This window comes from Desulfovibrio sp. 86 (genome assembly GCF_902702915.1).
GTDB lineage: Bacteria > Desulfobacterota > Desulfovibrionia > Desulfovibrionales > Desulfovibrionaceae > Desulfovibrio.
Genome location: NZ_LR738849.1, coordinates 1,969,066 through 1,990,946, shown reverse-complemented (window position 1 = coordinate 1,990,946; position 21,881 = coordinate 1,969,066). Strand labels below are relative to the sequence as shown.

General features: G+C 60.1%; 16 protein-coding genes. 9 read left to right on the top strand and 7 right to left on the bottom strand.

The genetic code is table 11. The features are described 5' to 3' along the window. Window positions 1-334 precede the first annotated feature (334 nt). Entirely contained in the window at window positions 335-697 is a 363-nt protein-coding gene (dksA, locus tag DESU86_RS08110) for an RNA polymerase-binding protein DksA (RefSeq protein WP_179980589.1), read from the bottom strand. 133 nt (window positions 698-830) lie between these two features. Further along, entirely contained in the window at window positions 831-1,949 is a 1,119-nt protein-coding gene (locus DESU86_RS08105; RefSeq protein WP_179980588.1) for a tRNA(5-methylaminomethyl-2-thiouridylate) methyltransferase, read from the bottom strand. A 399-nt stretch (window positions 1,950-2,348) separates the two neighbouring features. On the opposite strand from DESU86_RS08105, the gene recA reads away from it, so the two are divergent. The 7 genes from recA (at window position 2,349) to DESU86_RS08070 (ending at window position 13,831) form a co-directional block, all read left to right on the top strand. Then, window positions 2,349-3,431 carry a recombinase RecA gene (gene recA / locus DESU86_RS08100; protein WP_179980587.1) on the top strand — a complete coding sequence of 361 codons (1,083 nt, stop codon included), beginning with the start codon at window positions 2,349-2,351 and terminating at the stop codon, window positions 3,429-3,431. Between the two features lie 755 nt (window positions 3,432-4,186). After that, window positions 4,187-6,865 carry an alanine--tRNA ligase gene (gene alaS / locus DESU86_RS08095; protein ID WP_179980586.1) on the top strand — a complete coding sequence of 893 codons (2,679 nt, stop codon included), beginning with the start codon at window positions 4,187-4,189 and terminating at the stop codon, window positions 6,863-6,865. Between the two features lie 10 nt (window positions 6,866-6,875). Next, entirely contained in the window at window positions 6,876-8,060 is a 1,185-nt protein-coding gene (gene ahbC / locus DESU86_RS08090) for a 12,18-didecarboxysiroheme deacetylase (protein WP_179980585.1), read from the top strand. 338 nt (window positions 8,061-8,398) lie between these two features. Continuing rightward, window positions 8,399-9,385: a porphobilinogen synthase gene (gene hemB / locus DESU86_RS08085; RefSeq protein WP_179980584.1), complete on the top strand. Its 987-nt coding sequence runs from the start codon at window positions 8,399-8,401 to the stop codon at window positions 9,383-9,385. 228 nt (window positions 9,386-9,613) lie between these two features. Continuing rightward, window positions 9,614-10,708 (top strand): heme b synthase, encoded by a 1,095-nt coding sequence (gene ahbD / locus DESU86_RS08080; protein WP_232088416.1) that lies wholly within the window; start codon window positions 9,614-9,616, stop codon window positions 10,706-10,708. Window positions 10,709-10,776: 68 nt separating this feature from the next. Further along, window positions 10,777-11,232: a siroheme decarboxylase subunit alpha gene (gene ahbA, locus DESU86_RS08075; RefSeq protein WP_179981764.1), complete on the top strand. Its 456-nt coding sequence runs from the start codon at window positions 10,777-10,779 to the stop codon at window positions 11,230-11,232. A 1,453-nt stretch (window positions 11,233-12,685) separates the two neighbouring features. After that, complete coding sequence (locus tag DESU86_RS08070) at window positions 12,686-13,831, top strand: D-alanyl-D-alanine carboxypeptidase family protein (protein WP_179980583.1); 1,146 nt, start codon at window positions 12,686-12,688, stop codon at window positions 13,829-13,831. 280 nt (window positions 13,832-14,111) lie between these two features. Here the strand turns inward: DESU86_RS08070 and DESU86_RS08065 are convergent, their stop codons facing one another. The 5 genes from DESU86_RS08065 to epsC form a co-directional block, all read right to left on the bottom strand. Then, window positions 14,112-15,635 (bottom strand): YifB family Mg chelatase-like AAA ATPase, encoded by a 1,524-nt coding sequence (locus tag DESU86_RS08065; RefSeq protein WP_179980582.1) that lies wholly within the window; start codon window positions 15,633-15,635, stop codon window positions 14,112-14,114. 79 nt (window positions 15,636-15,714) lie between these two features. Continuing rightward, window positions 15,715-16,335, bottom strand: coding sequence for a signal peptidase I (gene lepB / locus DESU86_RS08060; protein WP_179980581.1), 621 nt, complete (start codon window positions 16,333-16,335; stop codon window positions 15,715-15,717). Between the two features lie 667 nt (window positions 16,336-17,002). Next, window positions 17,003-18,313, bottom strand: a complete 1,311-nt coding sequence (locus DESU86_RS08055) for an NCS2 family permease (protein WP_179980580.1) — start codon at window positions 18,311-18,313, stop codon at window positions 17,003-17,005. Window positions 18,314-19,034: 721 nt separating this feature from the next. Next, window positions 19,035-19,202 carry a hypothetical protein gene (locus DESU86_RS08050; RefSeq protein ID WP_179980579.1) on the bottom strand — a complete coding sequence of 56 codons (168 nt, stop codon included), beginning with the start codon at window positions 19,200-19,202 and terminating at the stop codon, window positions 19,035-19,037. Next, window positions 19,195-20,106, bottom strand: coding sequence for a serine O-acetyltransferase EpsC (epsC, locus tag DESU86_RS08045; RefSeq protein WP_179980578.1), 912 nt, complete (start codon window positions 20,104-20,106; stop codon window positions 19,195-19,197). The genes DESU86_RS08050 and epsC overlap by 8 nt, the downstream gene beginning before the upstream one ends. A gap of 368 nt (window positions 20,107-20,474) precedes the next feature. Here epsC and DESU86_RS08040 point away from each other — a divergent pair, with 368 nt between their 5' ends. Both DESU86_RS08040 and DESU86_RS08035 read left to right on the top strand, forming a co-directional pair. Then, window positions 20,475-20,660 carry a hypothetical protein gene (locus DESU86_RS08040; RefSeq protein ID WP_179980577.1) on the top strand — a complete coding sequence of 62 codons (186 nt, stop codon included), beginning with the start codon at window positions 20,475-20,477 and terminating at the stop codon, window positions 20,658-20,660. A gap of 188 nt (window positions 20,661-20,848) precedes the next feature. Continuing rightward, entirely contained in the window at window positions 20,849-21,772 is a 924-nt protein-coding gene (locus DESU86_RS08035) for a phosphoglycerate dehydrogenase (RefSeq protein WP_179980576.1), read from the top strand. Window positions 21,773-21,881: the final 109 nt, after the last annotated feature.

Here is a 21,881-nt window from a genome sequence, read left to right as displayed (position 1 = left end):
ATATAATAAGCCCGGGCCGCGCCCTCGTTACAGGCGCGGCCCTCCGGGCGAAAACGGCATGGCTGAATCAGGAAGGCGCAAAAATTGCTCCTGCTTCTGTGGCCGTGTATGTAAAACCCGGTTTTGCCAGACGTGCAGCCGCGCGCATTGCCAGGTTTTTTTGAAGAACCCCGGCGGCAGTTCCATCGGTCATCCGGGGTTCCCGGCTGAATCTCTGGCCTCGGCTGGCCCGGCTGAGCCCCGGCCCCGGCTGCGAAGCTGGGTGGGAGCCGTCCGGCACAAAACGGGCGGCGACATGATCCGCTGGCGACCACGGGCCGCTGCGGGCAGCGCCTCAGTCGCCTCTCAGGTGTTCGTCCTCTTCCTGCTTGGCTTTGCAGTTGATGCACAGCCGCGTCACAGGACGGGCCTTGAGTCGCGGAATACTGATGTCGTCGCCGCAATCCTCGCAGATGCCATACGTTCCGTCATCGATACGCGTCAGCGCTGCCTGGATTTTGCGTATAAGGCGGCGCTCCCGGTCACGGATGCGCAGGGTAAAGGCGCGATCAGACTCTGCTGTGGCCCTGTCGGCAGGGTCAGCAAAAACTTCATTGCTGTCGGTAAGTTCTTCAATGGTGCTGTCGCCCTTTTGCTGGGCTTCTTCAAGCATCTCTGAAAGAAGTTTGCGAAAATATTCCAAGTCCTTATGATCCATGTAATCCTCCGGCGGACGCCGCTGGGGGCGTAAACACAAACTATTAACGCAATGGATACATATATCTTCAAGCCCTATCTTTGTAAAGCAGACCCTATACCTTTATTGACGCCTTTCGCAGTATGGCGGCAGCTTATTCCGCATCTTCCGGGCCGGGCTTGTGTTTGCCATGCAGTGTCGCGGCAAGGCGTTCCCTGGCTTCGGCCCTGATAACAGCCTTCACATCGTCCCAGAGCGCTTCGCCCCAGGCCTCTCCCACTCGTTGCGGCGTCACGTCCATCTCAAAGGCCGCGTCGCCCTCGGCCTGCCCCTGCCGCGCACGCACAGCCACAGGGCCGCCAGCTGCCACGGCCTTGGGCGCATAGGAGGCCGCGTGGGCCGCAGCGCTCTCAAGCACGTGGCGGGGCCAGTCCGCGCCGCTGCGGGCCAGAGCCATGGGCCCGGCCAGGTCGCGCAGGCGCAGCAGCATGTCGTCAGGCTGCATGGCTGCGGCCAGCTTGTCGTTGTCCGCGCTGTTGCGGCCGATGCAGAGCCAGTAATGGTTCTCGCCTTCGTGATGCCAGAACTGGCGGCCAAGATTGGCCAGGGTAAAGTCCCTGTCGCCAGCCTGGGGCAGCAAGGTGAGGACGGTCCAGTACCGGCGGGCGTTTTCTTTTTCCGTCAGGCGGCAACCGCCGCCGGGGGTGGGGATCTCCGTAACGCCCAGTTCCGCCGCCAGATCAAGCTGATCGCGGCGACCCCGGCCAGAAAAGCTCAACAGGCGGGTGCGGTCCACAAGGCCGCTTTCTTCCATTTGCGTCACCGGCAAATGCGCGGCGCAGAGGGGCCGCAGCAAGATACCGCTGACTCCGGCATCGCGCATGATAAGGTGCAGCGTGTCGCGTCGTTGCGACATGGGCCGCTGCCCCAACACCTCGCCCGTGGCGAGCCCCTTGGCCCCCACTGACTCCATATAGAGACGCGCCTTGCGCAACAGCAGTATCTTGCAGTCCACGCAGGGGTTCATGACCTTGCCGAAGCCATGCTCCGGCCGCTGGCGCAGCATTTGCGCAAATTCTTCGCCCACGTCCTGGCTCACGATGTCCAGTCCATAGATCTTGCGCCAGTAGGGCACGGCCTTGGCAGAGCCGAAAAAGGGCGTGATAAAATGGATGCAGCGGACGGCAAGTCCCTGTTGTTCCAATACCTTGGCCGCCAGGATGCTGTCCAGGCCGCCGGAAAAAAGCACGATGATGTCTGGCTGATTGCTCATGACCGCGCTTGTATGCCAGACAAGCCGCTCTGCGCAAGAGGCGGGTAGGGGAAATTTCTTGCCAGACGCATTATCAAGAATTATAGTTAACAATACGCATCCACCAGAGCACGCCACGGTTGCGGATACATTTCTCCACGCTTGCGACACGCGCGCGAGAGCAGTTTACGAATGAAATAAGTTACCTGCTCTGCAAGGATTTTTCTAAAATCCTTGCCACGAAATGCGAGTAGGCCGGCTTTTGCCTGCCGTACATGAGCGTTTCAGGTGTTAAATGTTTCCATGGCGCGCCGCAGCGGGACGGCATACCGGGCCGCTGGCGCAAGGGCATTTGCCTTGCGTCCGGGCCTTTGCTATAATGATGTGCTTGAAGATATCTTTACCCGGAGCATAAAAGCTATGGCCAAAAAACCGGCCCTGAGCCCTGAAGACGCGCGCGCGGAAGCCCTGGGCACCGCCCTTGCCACCATTGAACGCAAATACGGCAAGGGCGCTGTCATGAAGCTTTCTGACGACGCTCACGTGAATATACCTGTTATCCCCACTGGTTCCATCGGCCTTGACCTGGCCCTGGGCGTGGGCGGCATACCGCGTGGGCGCATATCGGAAATTTTCGGCCCCGAATCTTCGGGCAAAACCACCCTTACCCTGCATATCATTGCCGAGTGCCAGCGCATGGGCGGCACCTGCGCCTTTGTTGACGCCGAACACGCGCTGGACGTGACCTATGCCAAGCGCCTTGGCGTCAATACTGACGAACTGCTCATCTCGCAGCCAGACTACGGCGAACAGGCCCTGGATATTGCCGACATGCTGGTGCGCTCCGGCGCGGTGGACCTTGTGGTGGTGGACTCTGTGGCCGCCCTCATCCCGCAGGCCGAGCTTGAAGGCGATATGGGCGAAACCCAGGTGGGCGGGCATGCCCGACTCATGTCGCACGCCATGCGCCGCCTCACGGGCACCATCCACAAGTCGCGCACCTCGGTCATCTTCATCAACCAGATACGCATGAAGATCGGCGTCACGGGCTATGGCAGCCCCGAGACCACCACGGGCGGCAACGCGCTGAAGTTCTACTCGTCCGTGCGCCTGGACATCCGCCGCATACAGACCCTCAAGGACAAGGAAGAATCCTTCGGCTCCCGCACCAGGGTCAAGGTGGTCAAAAACAAGGTTGCGCCGCCCTTCCGCAGCGCGATTTTCGACATTCTTTACGGCCAGGGCATCTCGCGCTCTGGCGAACTGCTTGATCTTGGCATTGAGGCCAAAATCATCGACCAGAGCGGTTCATGGTTCGCCTTTGGCTCTGAAAAGCTGGGCCAGGGCCGTGAAAAAGTGCGCGCCCTGCTGGACGAAAACATCGACCTGCGCAACCAGATAGAAGCCAAGGTTGTGGAATTTTTGGGCTTGCACCCCAAAGAATTCACACCCACCGTAGAAGATCAGGATGAGGGGCTGGACCCCGTCTCCGCTGACGATTAAGGAAACGCGGATGTATTCCGTTTGGCGGACGTGCTTCACTTTTTTTGAAACAGTCGAGGACGGAAGAGTCCACTCCTGCTTCAAAAAAGGAGCGCGCCTTGCCAAAGGAAATACCTGCGCGTTTCCGGGAGGCTCTTTAATCAGTGCTTCCCTAGAACATTTAACGCTGTAATGCTCACCGGGCGGACGAAGCGTCCCAGTCTTCATCCGCTAATTTGCGGCGATTGTCGCCAAAGGGGCCTGCGCACGGCGGCCACGGTCGCAGAGATGACGTTGTGTTGCGACACACACTGTTTTCAGGCGCTGTTTCCCCAGGCACACGGTTCAGCTTTTGTCGCATGGGCGAAGCTTCAATGTCTTCGTCCGCAACGTGCTTCGTCGCATCGACGAAGCACGTTCGCCCTACAAGTATTTCGTGGCGCGAATTTTACAGAAATCCGCGCAGAGCAACAGACATTTTCAATGTTACCCTGCTCTTCCAGAGCAGAACACTTTTGAAATGCTTCACATTTCAAAAGTGAATACACGCTCGCTTCGGCGCTTAACCGCACAAATCAATTGCGTTTACGCCTTCGCAGCGGGCGACTGCTCACACAGTCGCCAGAGCAATTTCAAAGAGAAAATGCTCTACAGTCCGGCATGTCAGACCGCGCCGCTGCGGGCTGAGCGTCCGTGACCGTGACCCGTTACGGCAAGAACACGCCCCCCCACTGTACGGCGGGGGTCACACCGAGCAGCCTTCACCAGGAGCCCCTATGCTCACCGCTAAAGAAATACGCCGCCGCTACCTTGAGTTTTTTCACCGTCACCAGCATGAAATCGTTGCTTCCGGGCCTATTATTCCGCCCAACGATCCTTCGCTGCTTTTTGCCAACTCCGGCATGGTGCAGTTCAAAAAACTCTTTCTTGGCGAAGAAAAGCGCTCCTACTCACGCGCAACCACCTGCCAGAAATGCCTGCGCGTTTCGGGCAAACACAACGACCTTGAAAACGTGGGCCGCACCGCGCGCCACCACACGTTTTTCGAGATGCTCGGCAACTTTTCCTTTGGCGACTATTTCAAGCGCGAAGCCATCACCTGGGCATGGGAGTTCGTGACCAAGGAACTGGGACTCTCCAAGGACAAACTGTGGGTCACGGTCTTTCGTGAAGACGATGACGCCGCAGATCTCTGGGCCGAGATTGCCCAGCTGCCCGCCGAACGCATCGTGCGCATGGGCGAGAAGGACAACTTCTGGACCATGGGCGATACCGGCCCCTGCGGCCCCTGTTCCGAAATTTACGTGGACCAGGGCGAAGACATGTCCTGCGGCCCCGACTGCGGCATCGGCGTGTGCGACTGCGACCGCTTTCTTGAAATCTGGAACCTCGTGTTCACCCAGTTCGACCAGAGCGCCGACGGCGCCCGCACCCTTCTGGCCAATCCCAACATCGACACGGGCATGGGTCTTGAGCGCATGGCCGCCGTTGCCCAGGGCAAACGCTCCAACTTTGACTGCGACCTGTTCCAGGACATCATCCAGTTCGCGGCCGGTCTTGCCGGCGTGAAATACAGTTTCAGCGCCCCGGACACCAACGATGTGGACACGGCCCTGCGCGTCATCGCCGACCACAGCCGCGCCGCCGCCTTCCTTATTGCGGGCGGTGTGCTGCCCTCCAACGAAAACAGGGGCTACGTGCTGCGCCGCCTCATCCGCCGCGCCCTGCGCTTCGCCACCCTCATGGGCGTCAACGAACCCTTTATGCACAAGGTGGCCCGCAAGGTCACCGAAGTTATGGGCGACGCCTATCCCGAACTGGTGGAAAGCGCCGACTTCATCGACCGCGCCGTGTTCGAGGAAGAACAGCGCTTCTCCCTGACGCTCAAGAAGGGCCTGGATCTGCTTGACGAAGAACTGGCCTCCCTCAAGGCGCAGGGCAAGAGCCTCATTCCCGGCGATTTCTGCTTCAAGCTGTACGACACGTACGGCTTCCCGCTGGACATCGTGACCGACGTGGCCGAAAAGCGCGGCTTCAGCGCCGATGCCCAGGGCTTTGAAAAATACATGCAGGAGCAGCGCCAGCGCGCCCGCGAACACCAGAAAAAAGGCGGGCTGCTCGGCCAGGGCGACAATGGGGACAATCCCTTTAAAGCCCTTGCGGACGGCGGCGCGCAAAGCCGCTTTGTGGGCTATGACGGCTTGACGGCCCAAAGCGTCGTCACCGTGCTGCTCAATGCCTCCGGCCAGCCCGTGGACGTGCTTGGCGAGGGCGAGAGCGGCTACGCCGTTACCGAGGCCACGCCCTTCTATGGCGAGGGCGGCGGTCAGGCGGGCGACACGGGCCTCATGAGCGCCACCTCCGGCGAGGCCAGGGTCGTCACCACCCACAAGCCCACTCCCCAGTTGCTGGTGCATGAAGTGGAGATCACCAGGGGCGAACTGCTGCAGGGCAAGGAAGTGCGCCTGGCGGTCGATCCCGATGAACGCAAGGCCACTGCCCGCAACCATACCTGCACCCATCTGCTGCACGCGGCCCTGCGCCGGGTGCTGGGCACGCACGTCAAGCAGGCCGGTTCTCTGGTGGACGGCAGCCGCCTGCGCTTCGACTTTTCCCATATCGCGGCCCTGACCCCCGAAGAGCTTGCCGCTGTTGAACGTCAGGTCAACGCCGCCATTATGGCCGATCTTGAAGTTTCCGCCAAAGAAATGGCCATGGCCGATGCCGTGGCCTCCGGAGCCATGGCGCTGTTTAATGAAAAATATGGTGAAACTGTGCGCGTGCTCACAGTTTCAGGCGCTGAAACGTGCGACCCTGAGTCCGTAGAACTGTGCGGCGGAACGCATCTGTCCCGCACGGGCGAAGCCGGGGGCTTTCTCATTGTGAGCGAAAGCGGCGTTGCCGCCGGCACCCGCCGCATTGAGGCCGTCACAGGCTGGAACGCCTACGGGCATGCCGTGGAGCAGCGCGCCGAGCTGGACGGTCTTTCCGCCCTGCTCAAGGCCAGGCCCGGCCAGCTTGCCGAGCGCGTGCAGGCCCTGTACGCCGAGGTGAAAAAGCTGCGCAAAGCCTCGGAAAAAGCCTCGGCCGCTCCGGCTTCCGGCGCGGAACTGGCCGCCCGTGCCCAGGACGTCAACGGCGTGCGCCTGTTGGCCGCCCGGCTGGACAATGTGCCCGTCAAGGCCCTGCGTGAAGTTATGGACGACGTACGCTCGCGCCTTTCTGAAAATGCGGTGGCCTGCCTCGCCACGGTGGAAGAAGGCAAGGTGGGCATGCTTATTTATGTCTCCAAGGATCTGCACGGCAGATTTACGGCGCCCGCCCTTATCAAGCCTGTGGCCGCACCCTGCGGCGGCGCTGGCGGCGGCAGGCCGGATCTGGCCCAGGCGGGCGGCACTCAGCCCGAAGGTCTGGACGAGGCCTTTGCCATACTGAAAAAATGCATAGAACAATAAGGATCGTGTGATGATTGGCATTTCCAAGTTGTACTGCGACCAGGTGGAGCCTTCGGACGCGCTGCGTTATGGCCGTGAATCCGGCAAGCTGCCTTCGCACCTGTTGCAGTTTTCCAAGGATAAAAAACCCGTGGTGGTCTGGAACATGACCCAGCGTTGCAACCTCAAGTGCGTGCACTGCTACGCCCACGCCATCGAGGTTGACGGATCGGACGACATCAGCACCGATCAGGCCAAGACAATGATCGATGATCTGGCCGCCTACGGCGCGCCCGTCATGCTTTTTTCCGGCGGCGAACCCCTGGTGCGCAAGGACCTCGTGGAACTGGCCAGCCATGCCACCTCCCGTGGCATGCGCGCGGTCATTTCCACCAACGGCACCCTCATCACCAAGGAAAAAGCGCGCGAACTCAAGGCCGTGGGCCTTTCGTACGTGGGCATCTCCCTGGACGGCATGGAAGAAATACACGACAAATTCCGCGCCGTGCCCGGCGCTTTTCGCAAGGCGCTGGAGGGCATCACCAACTGTCAGGCCGAGGGCCTCAAAGTGGGGCTGCGCCTCACCATCAACAAGCGCAATGCCGGCGAAATCCCCGGCATCTTCCGCCTGCTCAAGGATATGGAAATTCCCCGCGCCTGTTTTTACCACCTTGTCTACTCCGGCCGTGGCTCGGAGCTGATCAAGGAAGACCTGGATCACGCGGAAACCCGCCAGGTGCTGGATCTCATCATGGACGAAACCCGCGCCCTGTTCGACGCGGGCAAGGGCAAGGAAATCCTCACCGTGGACAACCACGCCGACGGCCCCTACGTGTGGATGCGCCTCAAGCGCGAGAACCCCAAGCGCGCCGAAGAAGTGTTTGAACTGCTTCAGTACAACGAGGGCAACAGTTCCGGCCGGGGCATAGGCTGTATTTCCTGGGACGGCAAGGTGCACGCGGACCAGTTCTGGCGCAACCATGTGTTTGGCAACGTGCTGGAGCGCCCCTTCTCGCAGATTTGGGACGACCCCTCCATCGAACTTCTGCACAAGCTCAAGGACAAGAAGGCCCACGTCACGGGGCGCTGCGCCAAGTGCCAGTTCCTGAACATCTGTGGCGGCAACTTCCGCGCCCGCGCCGAAGCCTATTATGACGACATCTGGGCTCCGGACCCGGCCTGTTACCTGACTGACGAAGAAATCGGCATCAAGTAGCCTGCGCGACGCACTTTGCTGACCGTAGGGAACTTGGCGGCGCGCCCCGGGTACGTAGACGCCTACGCTCCGTGCAGGCGCGCCGCCTGTTTTTCTGCAGATATGGCTTTTATGCCCTTACGCCAGTTGCGGCGTGCGACGCTGGCTCAGGACAACGGCAACGCAGCCCATAACAGGCCCCTGCTTTGTTTTTCCGTGCAGGAGGTCTGCCTGCGGCTTTGGGGCCGCACCTGGACTTTCCGAAAAAATACGATACGACGCGCCACGCCCAAAAGCCGCGCCGCAGCACATATCCCTACAGGCTGGCGCAACAAAGGCCAGCACAAAGGACAACAGTCATGACAGCATTCCATCGCGGCCGCCGTTTACGTTCCACTCCCGAACTCCGCACCCTGGTGCGCGAAACCGCGCCCCTGCTTGTGGAAGACCTTATCCAGCCCTATTTTGTGGTTGAGACCGAAGACCGCAACTTCCGCAAAGAAATAGGCTCCATGCCCGGCCAGTTCCAGCTGAGCCTCGGCGAGTTGGAAAAACAGGTGGAGCGGGCCGTGGATACGGGCCTGCATTCCGTCATTCTTTTCGGCATTCCCGCCGTCAAGGACGCAAAAGCCTGCGGAGCCTACGCCGACGACGGCATTGTGCAGGAAGCAATCCGCCTGCTCAAAAAACGCTGGCCCAAGCTTTTTGTCATTACCGACGTGTGCCTGTGCGAATACATGAGTCACGGGCACTGCGGCATCCTGACGCCCGAAGGCGTGGTGCGCAATGACGCCACCCTACCCCTGCTGGCGCAGACGGCGGTGAGCCATGTGCGGGCCGGGGCCGACATGGTGGCCCCCTCCGACATGATGGACGGCCGCGTGGCCGCCATCCGCGAAGCCCTGGACGACGCGGGCTTCACGGCAACGCCCCTCATGTCCTACGCGGTCAAATACGCGTCCGCCTATTACGGGCCCTTCCGCGAGGCCGCCGAAAGCGCGCCCGCGAGCGGCGACCGCAAGTCCTACCAGATGGACCCGGCCAATGCCCGCGAAGCCCTGCGCGAAGCCTATGCCGACCTCGATGAAGGCGCGGACGCCCTCATCGTCAAGCCTGCCGGGCCGTACGCCGACATCATACGCCTTGTGCGCGATCATGTGGACGTGCCCTTGTGCGCCTATCAGGTCAGCGGCGAATACTCGATGATACGCGCCGCTGGCATCAACGGCTGGGTGGACGAACGCGCCGTCATGCTTGAATCCCTCATGGGCCTCAAACGCGCGGGCGCGGACACCATCATCACCTACTTTACCGAAACCCTGCTGGCGCAAAAACTGGCACGGTAAGGCTGAAAAATAATGAGCAACCACTCGCACCACGCCGGGGGCCATCCCGGCGGCATGCCCGGCAGCGCGGGCAACCCCATCAGCGGCCATCCCGGCCAGGCTGGCGAGCACGCTGGCGGGCATCCCGGCCACCCCGGCGGCCACCCGGCACAGGCTAACGGGCATCCTGGGGGACATCCCGGCGGACATCCGGCACAGGCTGGGGGACATCCGGGCGGCCAGGCGGGCATGAGCGCCCCCCTGCGCACCCTTGAAGATGGCAGCCCGGCCTGCCGCCTCATCGCCTGGGAAGTCACGCGCTCCTGTAATCTCGCCTGTCAGCACTGCCGCGCCGAAGCCCACCCGGAACCCTACCCCGGCGAGCTTTCCACGGCGGAGGCCAAGGCGCTTATCGACACCTTCCCGCAGGTGGGCAATCCCATCATCATCTTTACGGGCGGCGATCCCATGATGCGGCCCGACGTGTACGAGCTTGTGGCCTATGCCCACAGCAAGGGCCTGCCCTGCGCCTTTTCGCCCAACGGCACCCTGATCACCCCGGAAACCGCGCAAAAAATCAAGGAAGCTGGCGTCAACCGCTGCTCCATTTCCATTGACGGCGCGGACGCGGCCAGTCATGACCTGTTCCGTGGCGTGCCCGGCGCGTTCGACGCCTCCATGCGCGGCATCGAGTACCTCAAGGCCGCGGGCGTGCCCTTTCAGATCAACACCACGGTCACGCGCAACAACCTCACTAGCTTCAAAAAAATATTCGAACTGTGCGAGCGCATCGGCGCGGCTGCCTGGCATATCTTTTTGCTGGTGCCCATGGGCCGTGCTGCCGGCCTTGCCGATCAGGTCATCACCGCCGAGGAATATGAAGACGTGCTGCACTGGCTGTACGACTTCCGCAAGACCACCAAGATGCATCTCAAGGCCACCTGCGCGCCGCACTACTACCGCATCATGCGCCAGCGCGCCAAGGAAGAAGGCATCAGCGTCACGCCCGACAACTTCGGCATGGACGCCGTCACGCGCGGCTGTCTTGGCGGCATCGGCTTTTGCTTCATCAGCCATGTGGGTCAGGTGCAGCCCTGCGGCTATCTTGAACTCAACTGCGGCAATGTGCGCGAAACGCCCTTTCCCCAGATATGGCGCGAGAGCAAGTACTTTTTGCAGTTCCGCGACCAGTCCTGCTATACGGGCAAATGTGGCGAATGCGAGTTCCACAAGGTCTGCGGCGGCTGCCGCGCGCGGGCGCACAGCATGGACGGCGACCACATGGGCGAAGAACCGCTGTGCACCTATATTCCGGCCAGGACGCGCAAAAAGGAAAAGTCATGACCACCCAAGCCCACACCGCAAAGCCCTCGGCCACGCACAAGGATTCTGCCCTGAAGAATTCTGCCCACATGGACAGCCTGGACAGACAGCTGCTTGACATCATCCAGACGGACTTTCCCCTGTGCCCCCGGCCCTACGCCGAACTGGGCCAGCGCTTGGGCATTGCTGAGCAGGAGGCCTTCGACAGGGTACGCGCCCTCAAGGCCAGCAAGATCATCCGGCGGCTCGGAGCCAACTTCCAGTCGGCCAAGCTCGGCTTCGTGTCCACCCTGTGCGCCGCCAAAGTGCCGCAGGACAAGATGGAAACCTTTGTGGCCGACGTTAACGCCAAGCCCGGCGTGACCCACAACTACCTGCGCGAACACGACTACAACATCTGGTTCACGCTTATCAGCCCCTCGCGCGAAGAAGCGCAGGCCACCCTGGACGGCATAACCCAATGCACGGGCATACCCATTCTCAACCTGCCCGCCACCAAGCTGTTCAAGATCCGCGTGGACTTTCGCATGGACGGCGGCGACTAGCACAACGCCACTATGAAGCGCTTTGTGGGTGGGAAGAGGGAAATGCTTTGTGGGGGAGGGACCCTCCTTGGACCAGATTAACTTTGAAATGCTTCACATTTCAAAGTAGTCATTCTGCCGAAAATGCGATTTGCGACAACCATCAGCAGGCTGGTCGCTCTATTAACCAATTGCTGTCTTTGCGGCAGTCGTTGGCGAGTCTACGAGCCTTACGAATGGCGACAGCGATTGTATGGGACAAGCCGTGTCGTTACGTATGCTGTCTTCGCGGCAGTCGTTGGCGAGTCTGCGAGCCTTACGAATGGCGACAGCGATTACGCAGAACAAGATGTATAGTTACTCATGCTGTCTTTATCCGTAGTTTCCTGCGTCACAACGGCTGAAGCAAGCGTAGTTTCCTGCGTCACAACGCTTGAAGCATCCGTAGCTTCCTTCGTCGCAACGGCTAAAGCTCGGCAGAATCCACGCCACGTTGTGGCGCGCTGCACTCTCGTGCAGCGTTAGATCATGTAACCTTTAAAAAAGGTTACATGATCTAAAAAAGGGTCCCCTCCCCCACGCCCCCACCCCCCAAAACCTTTACTAAATTTACTGCGTACCTTTGAAAAAGGTTGCATACTTTAAACCCGCAAATTTTCGTCTTTTAGCCCATACGCGAAGAGCGCGCCCACACGGCGCGCTCTTCCGCGTTTTATGCACAGATCCTCATGGGGAACCCCTGATTTCAAAGGGTATGCCAGGCCCCGACGCGATGCGCAACAACCTAGAGCGGTTAACACTTTTCATTAGTAACCAGCTCTAAAAACACAGCATAAATAAGTCCGGCAAAGTACCTGCGCGGGCATTGCACACACCCGCCATCACGGCCCGCGCCTTGCCCCGCTACCGCAGGTCAGCCGCAAGCACGCGCGTTGCGCAAAACCACATCGCGCAAAAAGCGGATTTGTCCATATGCTCCGCCCTATTGCCATGCACGCCCAACTTTAGTACATCACCAGGAGCAACACTGTTTAGCAATTATCTATACAAAATCCAGAATCGGCCCCGTCGGATACGCCTGCGAAAAGCCGCATCTTCCGGATGGGCAAAAACGGAAAAAAGCCGGGCCTCGCTGCGGCAAGCTCCGCAACGTCAACCCGGTTCCCCCGCCCTGGCCGAAAAAAATTGCTTTGCAGCGCCCAATGACTGAGGTATTTTCAAAACTTCACACATGTTCTTTACGTACTAGAGCAGAGTAACCTTTGAGAATGTACATTCTCAAAGGTTAAGGCACGCTCACTTCGGCGTTTAACCGCGCAGACAAGCTGCGCTTACGCCGCCGTAGCGAACGTCTGCTCACGCAGCCGTCAGAGCAATTTAAAAGTTAAATTGCTCTAGCCAGCGGACAAGGCCGATTTCGTCTTGCCCGCTTACCTGAGAGTCCGTTGCCTGCGCCACAGCCCAAGGATTGCCCATGATCTGCTTCTTCCGTCGCCTGAAGTACAGCGCGCTTTCGTCCAGCCTGCCGCTTTTTTTCATTGTCCTGTGCATGGCGCTGCTGCGCCCAGGCGTGGCCCTCAGCGCCCCGGCCATCCCCCCGCACGGCTCCCTTGAAACCTGCTCGGCCATCCTGTACGACCTGGACCACGACGCCATACTTTTTGAGCAGAACGCCGATCAGCACATTGCCCCGGCTTCGCTGACAAAGGTGCTTTCAATGTTCCTGGCCATGGACCAGATCCGCCAGGGGACGGTCAGTCTTGACAGCCCCGTCATCGTCAGCCGCGCTGCCGCGCGCACGGGCGGTTCACGCATGGGCCTCAGTGAAAAGGACAACGTGACCCTTGAGCAGTTGCTCATGGGCATGGCCGTGTCTTCCGGCAACGACGCCAGCGCGGCCGTGGCGGAATTTGTGGGGGGCTCCACCCCGGCATTCGTGACCATGATGAACGCCAAGGCCCAGGCCCTCGGCATGCACGACAGCCAGTTCCGCAATCCCCACGGGCTGCCCATTGCCGGGCAGTACACCACCGCCCGCGACATGCTGACCCTGGCCCGCGCCTACCTGCAGACCTACCCCGAGGCCCTGCGCTTTCACAATACCCACTTCATAAACCACAAGGGCCGAGTCACCTGGAACAAGAATCCTCTGCTCGGCCAGTACCCCGGCGCCGACGGCCTCAAAACCGGATGGGTCAATGCTTCCGGCTACAACATCATCTTTACTGCCAGCCACGGTTCCAGACGCCTGCTGGCTGTCATCCTGGGCGCGCCGGACTCCCGCACGCGCGGGGTTGAGGCCTTTCGCCTGCTGGACGCCGGGTTCCAGGTTTGCGACAATCGCGCGGCTTCGGTCGTAGCGGCGCTGGACTGCCTGCCACCCAACCAGTACAGACCCGATATACACAAAACAGCCCGTGAAGCCTGGCTCACCTATGCCAGCGCCGACGACGCCCCCGTCAAAAAGCTCGGCAAGAGCAAAAAGGCCCAGGTCAGCAAAGCCAAGCAGACAGCCAAGACCAAAACTCAGCCTAAAAAGAAAGAAGCCGCCAAGGCTGGCGTCAAACAAAAACGCACCTCGGATCAGGCCGCAAGGCGCGCCGCGGACAGCGCAAGCTGACGCACAGCCTGGTCATATTTAAGGAAGCACTGATTAAAGAGCCTCTTGGAAACGTGCGTTGTTTTGTTAAATACTTTGCGGGGGAGGGACCCTTTTGCAAAAGGGTCTCCTCCCCCACGCCCCCTCCCCCTAAAATCTTTACCGCCCTTTAATCTCCTGGTGGCTGCTGCGACAAGAAATTTTGTGTAAAAACAGAAAAACGGCCCTTTGCATTCCGGCAGAACAAAACTCATTCTGCCGGAATGTAAAGGGCCGTTTGGCATGGCGCGCAAAAAACAGGCTATCCCCTGTCCAGAACCCGCAGGGAAACAGCCTCGGCCAGATGGGCGGTGTCTATGCGCTGCCGCCCCTCCATATCCGCAATGGTGCGGGCCATGCGCAGCACCCGCGCGCAGGCGCGGGCCGACAGGGCAAGGCGGTTCACGGCCGCTTCCATCAAATCATGGCCTGCGGCGTCGAGCGCGCAATGCTCGTCCAGCAGCGCGCCTGAAAGCTCCGCGTTACAGTGCGGGCCGTCAGCGCCATAACGCTGCCTCTGCACCGCGCGGGCCGCGAGCACCCTTTCACGCATGGCGGCCGAGCCTTCACCGGCGCGGCCCTGGCGCAGATCCGCATAGGGCACGGCAGGAACTTCCACATGCACGTCGATGCGATCCAGCATGGGGCCGGACACGCGCGCCTGATAGCGGGCACGCTGGTCGGGGCGGCAACTGCACTCATGCGTGGGATCGCCGTGATAGCCGCAGGGACAGGGATTCATGGCCGCCACCAGCATGCAGGCAGCGGGAAAAATCACGCTGTGCGCGGATCTGGCAATGTGCACAACGCCGCCTTCCAGCGGCTGGCGCAGCGATTCCAGCGCGCTCTTCTGAAATTCCGGCAGTTCATCGAGAAAAAGCACGCCCCTGTGGGCAAGGCTGACCTCGCCGGGGCGCGGGTAGGTTCCCCCGCCCACCAGGGCCACGTCCGAAATGGTGTGGTGCGGCGCGCGAAACGGCCTCTGGCGCACCAGCCCCTCATGGTCGATCAGCTTGCCGGCCACGCTGTAAATCTTGGTGACTTCAAGCGACTCCTCAAAGTCCAGTGGCGGCAGAATGGTGGGCAGGCGCTGCGCGAGCATGGTCTTGCCGCTGCCGGGAGGGCCGAGCAGCAAGACGTTGTGCCCGCCAGCCGCGGCTATTTCCAGCGCGCGCTTGGCGGCCTCCTGCCCTTTGACTTCGGCAAAATCAAGGCCGTGGCCCAAGGGCGGCAGTTCGTCCATTTCCGGTTCGGGCAGAGGCTCAAGAGGTTCCCTCCCGGCCAGAAAGGCCGCGCACTGCGCGATATTGCGGGGAGTATGGACGCAAAGGCCGCGTACAACGGCGGCTTCCGCCCCATTGCCCGGTGGCACGATAATGCCTGCGGCCCCGCGCTGGCGGGCCAGCAGGGCCAGTGGCAGAACGCCGCTCACAGGGCGCAGCTCGCCGCTCAGGGAGAGCTCCCCGGCCATGAAGAACTGTTGCAGATTCCCGGCGGGAATGGCGCCAGAGGCGGCCAGCAGACCAACGGCAAGAGGAAGGTCATAGCTGGCCCCGCTTTTGCGCCGCCAGGCCGGAGCCAGATTGACGGTGATCCGCGCAGGCGGCAGCTTGAAATCGGCAGCCCTCAGGGCCGCAAACACCCTGTCCTTGGCCTCGCGCACCGCCGTTTCGGCCAGGCCCACCATGGTGAAGCCCGGCAGGCCCTGGCGCACGAAGTCCACTTCCAGTTCCACGGGATAGGCGTCCACGCCTTCCACGCCGCCGCTGTTCAGCCGGACAACCACCGGGCCTCCTTGCAAGGCTTCAACCGCCGTAGCGGTGGGCGTCCGCTCGCGCGAACGCCGGGGCTACACCTTGAAAAATCTATTCCACCTTTTTGCCCATACGGTCCCAGCGCATGTCGCCAAGCCCGCCCCACGACCAGTAGATGCGCCAGGCCTTGGCGCGGATGGCGTTGCGGCCCACAAAACCCCAGAAGCGCGAATCCAGCGAATTGTCGCGATTGTCGCCCATGACGAAATACTTGCCTTCGGGCACCGTCACCGGGCCGAAATTGTCGCGCACCGGCTCTATGCGGTCGGGCTGGGTAAAGCGGATATAGCTTTCCTTGACGGCCTCGCCATTGCGGTACAACTGCTTGTTGCGCACCTCGATAATATCGCCGGGCACGCCCACAATGCGCTTGATGTAGTCTACGCTGGGGTCGTTGGGGTATTCAAAAATGATGATTTCGCCGCGCTGCGGATCACTGCCCTTGTAGACGTAGTAATTGGTAAAGGGCACCTTGACGCCATAGGAAAATTTGCTGGCCAGCAGGTGATCGCCCACAAGCAGGGTTTGCAGCATGGATTCAGAAGGTATCTTAAATGCTTGCACGACAAATGTACGAATTACGAGAGCAAGCAGCAAGGCCACTAAAAGGGCTTCGCCATATTCGCGCCACAGGGGCTTTTTGGGAGGCGCAGATCTCAAAAGCGTGGTCATAGGGTGCTGTTCCTTATTCTTTTTGGCTCTTGGGCCCAATTATATGCAGGCTGCAAAGTATGCACTTATGCGCGCCCAAAGGCAAGGCGGGGTCAAACTGAACTTACTCTGGAATATCTATTCATTACGCCCACCCGCTCAAAAAACAAGACCCCGGAGTATCCGGGGTCTTGAACATATGCGCTGGACGCTAAGGAAGCACCGATTAGAGCATTTTAACTTTGAAAAAGTGTAACTGCTCTAACGCTGTACGAAAGTACAGCGCGCCACAACGTGGCGTGGATTCAGCCGAAAATCGCATTTTTCGGCTGAATGAAAACTTTGAAATGTGAAGCATTTCAAAGTTAACCTGCTCCAAAGAGCCTTTTGGAAACGCGCTGGTATTTCGTTTGGCAAGGTGCGAGCTTTTTTTGAAGCAGGAGTGGACTCTTCCGTCCTCGACTGTTTCAAAAAAAGTGAAGCAAGTCCGCCAAACGGAATACATCAGCGTTTCCTGATATATGCGCGGGCCGCTCGAGCCTAGACAGTGTAGTCACGAGATGAATTTTCAGTCATATCAGGGAGAACTAGCCTTTTATGTAGGGAGTGTACTCTGATGGTACTCGACCGGAATAAAAGGCGAAGTTCGACGAAGAGATGCCTGAAAAGGCGCTCGTGACGACACTGTCTATGGCAGGCGCAGGGCAAAGTTGATCACAAAGCACAGGGCGATGCAGACCATGACCAGGTTGAGATCCTTGAAGCGCCCGGCCAGGGCCTTGATGCCCACCCAGCTCACAAAGCCGAAGCCGAAGCCCGTGGCGATGTTGAAGGTCAGGGGCATGCTGATGATGGTCAAAAAGGCGGGCAGGGCCACGGTAAAGTCCTTGAAGCAGATGCGTCCCACTTCCTGCATCATCATGGCGCCCACGATGATGAGCACGGGCGCTGTGGCGTAGGCGGGCACCATGCCCACCAGGGGGGAGAAAAAGAGCGCCAGAAAGAACAGGGCGGCAATGGTGACGGCGGTGAGGCCCGTGCGTCCGCCTTCGGCCACGCCAGCCGCGCTTTCAAGGTAGCTGGTGGCGGTGGTCGCGCCCATGACGGCGCTGGCCATGGTGGCCATAGAGTCGGTGATAAGGGCTTTGTCCAGATTCTCGATGTGGCCGTCCTCACGAATGAAGCCCGCCTTCTGCGAGAGGCCGATGAGCACGCCCATGTTGTCGAAAAGATCGACCATGGTCAGGGTAAAGATGATGGAAACAAGCCCGTGGTGCAGCGCGCCCTTGATATCCATCTGCAGGAAAGTCTCGGTGGGCATGGGCAGGCTGGCGGAAAAAATCGGTCCCTGCGGCAGGGGCGACACGCCAAGGACGATGCCCGCCACGGTGATGACCAGAATGCCGATGATCATGGCCCCGCGCACGCGCAGCGACATCAGGCCGCCGATAAGAAAAATGCCCGCCACGGAAAGCAGGGTCTTGGGGTTGCCAAGGTTGCCCAGGGTCACAAAGGTGGCCGGATCTGCCGCGATGATGCCGCAGCTTTTCATGCCGATAAAGGCGATGAAGGCCCCGATGCCCACCACGATGGCGAATTTGAGATCCATAGGCACGGCATTGATGATGAGCTGGCGGATGCGCGTGACAGTGAGCAGCAGAAAGACAATGCCCGATATGAACACGGCTCCGAGGCCCGTCTGCCAGGAATAGCCCGCAGGGCCGCAGACGTAGTAGGCGAAAAAGGCCGTGATGCCCAGCCCCGGAGCGACGCCCACGGGAAACTTGGCCCATACGCCCATGACAAAGGTCGCGAGAATGGTCACCCATATGGTGGACGCCACGGCGGAATCCCTGGGCATGCCCGCGTCGGCCAGCATGCCGGGCACCACAAAGATGAGGTAGCACATGGCCATGAAGCTGGTGAGACCGGCCAGCATTTCCCTTTTGACCGTGCTGCCTCGCGCGGCGGGATTGAACAGTTTTTCCAGCACACTCATGGCGTTTCCTCCTTGCTGTGCGACGCCAGACGGGGTTCGGACATAAGAGCGTGTACCACCTGGATTGCTCTAAAGCCCGCCCAGAAAAAAACAAAAAAAACAAATGCCGCCCGCAGAATGCGCCGTTTTCAATGGCAGAATGCTGCCTTTGCGATTCAGGCAGCAAGCACCGGACGGGGCAGGGGCGTATGGACGAGACAAACTGTATGGATATGAAACGAATGTGCAGGCATGTTTCCGCCTGCGTAATGAAGGCGGGAGCATGCCACATATGGCCTGTCATGTCCACAGACTTTTGGAAACGCGCAGTTATTCCGTTTGGCGGCGTTGCCTCACTTTTTTTGAAACAGTCGAGGACGGAAGAGTCCACTCCTGCTTCAAAAAAAGTTCGCGCCTTGCCAAACGAAATAACTGCGCGTTTCCAGGAGGTCCGTTAATCTGTGCTTCCTTTTATCTGCGCCGCGCCTGAAAAAATGAAGACTCCCCGGCTGCCGTGCGCTGCCGGGGAGTTGTGGAAGTATTTTGGAAAAAACTGATTAATGAGCCCTAAGGAACCGCTGCTTAAATGGCTCCCATAATCTTGCAAGCAATACCTGGAAATGCTGAGTTTTCGTGTTTGGCCAGGCGCAAGCCTTTTTGAGCGGGAGCTGGACTCTTCCGCCCTGCCCCCGCTCAAAAAAGGCGAAGCAACAACGCCAAACGCGAATAAATCAGTATTTCCCTAACGGCCCACGCCTATGCTCGTTTGCACCTGCCCCTTGGGCTGCACGCGCACGCCCTGCCCGCAGCCGGAAAACAACAGAGACGCCAGCAGGGCCAGCAGCAGGGCCACCGGCAAAGGGCGCAGCGAAAACCGGCGGGCAGGCCGCCGCAAATCCGCATCAGACACGCGGGCGTTCCTGCAGAATGCGCGCGCCGTCGGGCACATCCTGGGTGATCCACACATTGCCGCCAATGACAGCGCCCTTGCCTATGGTCACGCGTCCAAGAATGGTGGCCCCGGCATACACCGTGACGTTATCGCAGAGTATGGGATGCCTCGGTATGCCCTTGGTCAGGGTGCCGTCCGCGTTTTTGGGAAAGGACAAAGCCCCCAGGGTAACGCCCTGGTACAGACGGCAGTTGCGCCCGATAATGCAGGTTTCGCCAATAACCACGCCCGTGCCGTGGTCGATGAAAAATTCCTCGCCAATGCTCGCGCCGGGGTGCAGATCAATGCCTGTTGCCGAGTGCGACATTTCTGAAATGATGCGCGGAATCACCGGAACCTTGAGGGCATACAGCTCGTGGGCGATGCGGTGGTGCAGCATGGCCTGCATGGACGGATAGCAGAAAATGGCCTCGCCGGGACTTGTGGCGGCGGGGTCGCCCTCATAGGCGGCCTTGGCGTCACTGGCCAGCAGGCGGCGAATCTCCGGCAGGCGATCCATAAAGGCTCCGGCGGCTTTTTCGCCATCCGACTCGCAGGACGTGCAGGGATTGTTCTCGCCCGCACAGCCAAAGCAGAACCCGCGCACTATCTGTTCGCACAGCATGCGGTAAATGGTATCGAGATTGGCCGAAAGGTGGTAGCGCATGGACTCGCGCCATACCCGCGCGGAACCGAAATACCCCGGAAAAATGGCCGCCCGCAGGCGTTCCATAATTTCGGTAAGGTCCTTCAGCGAAGGCATGGCCGCGCCCTGAGCCGGACGATGCCACACCGCGTCCAGTGAGGAGGGGTGGCAAAGGCGCTCAACCACGCTATCCAGCAGAGGCATGGTCGTAGCCTTGAGGTCACGCATTTCACTCATAGTAGCATCCTGTGTTTTTCTTTCCTAGGGAAACGCTGATGTATTCCGTTTGGCGGACTTGCTTCACTTTTTTTGAAACAGTCGAGGACGAAAGAGTCCACTCCTGCTTCAAAAAAAGATCGCGCCTTGCCAGACGAAATACCAGCGCGTTTCCAAGAGGCTCTTTAATCTGTGCTTCCCTTGTATACTGAACGGCATGCTCAAGCAACACCGTTGCCATGCGGCGCGGCGGCGGCGGCAGTCGGCGCGGCACGGTGGCGGCACGGCGGCTACACTGCGCAGCGCGGCGGACGCCGGGCTAAGTTTTTCGCCGACCAGCCGATAAGACTGTTGCGGCAGGGCACGTTCCCGCTGCAAAGGAGCATGCCATGAATGACGTACAGATGGGCATGAGTGTTTCCATCAGTCGTGAAGCTCTGGATTTTCAGGCCAGCATGTCTGCCGCTGTGATCAACGGCAGCATCAACAAGGGGCAGGAAATGCAGATGCGCATGAGCAAGGATGCCGGTTTGGCGGCTCAGGGCATTGGCGGCAAGATCAATATTGAAGTCTGATCGCCGCTGACGCGCCAGCATGCGGGCCACGGAGCCACGGGGAGAATTTTGTGCCCCGTGCCCGTGACCCGCATTTGTTCTGGCGGCACAGAGCCGCGTTGACAATTTCCGCTCTTGGGGTAAGCCTGTACGCCAGCCGCTCCGGATGTTTATCCGCGCGGCCCACTCCGCCCCCAAGAGGTATCACAGTGAAAATTCTTGTTACTCCCCGCTCTTTTGGCAAAACCAATCCCGAACTGTTCGACCGTCTGGCGCAGGCCGGGCTTGAGGTCGTGCGCAACGACACGGGCGGCATCCTTTCCGCCGACCAGATGCGTGAAAAACTGGCCTCGTGCCAGGGCGTCATTTTGGGCGTTGACCCTATGGACGCCTCTGTGCTGGCCGCCGCGCCGGAACTCAAGGCCATCGCCAAATATGGCGTCGGGCTGGACAATATTGACCTTGAAGCCTGCAAGCAGCGCGGCATCGCGGTGTCGCGCACGGTTGGGGCCAACAGCAACGCCGTGGCCGACTACGCCCTGACCCTCATGCTGATGGTGGCGCGCAAGGCCGGGCTTATTGACCGCCGCTGCCGTGAGAAAGATTGGGGCAAGATCACCAGCATCGACCTTTACGGCAAAACCCTGGGCATCATCGGCCTTGGAGCCATTGGCCGCTGCGTGGTCAAACGCGCCCAGGGCTTCGGCATGAAGATTCTGGCCCACGACATTGCCTGGGACGAAGCCTGGGCCAAGGGCGAGGGCGTCGAGCGCGCGGATGTGGACCGCATCTGCCGCGAGGCGGACTTCATCACCCTGCACACGGTGCTGACGGACGAAACCCGCAACTGCATCAATGCCGGACGCATCGCCACTATGAAGAAAACGGCGGTCATCATCAATACCGCTCGCGGCGGGCTTATTGACGAAGCCGCCCTGCTGGCGGCCCTTCAGGCTGGCAGCATTTACGGCGCGGGGCTTGACGTGTTCGAGCAGGAGCCCCCGGCTGATCCGGCCTGGTATGCGCTGGACAACCTTGTGATGGGCTCGCACTGCTCCTCCTCCACTGCCGGAGCCACGGAAAGCATGGGCCTTATGGCCGTGGACAATCTTTTGCGCGATCTGGGGCTGTAGGTCTGGCAGATAGAGTCGCGCGGCTCGTATAATACATGCTCGGCAGCCAAGCTCACCACGCTGAACAGACAAAAGCCCGCGCCCTGTCAAAGGGCGCGGGCTTTTGTGT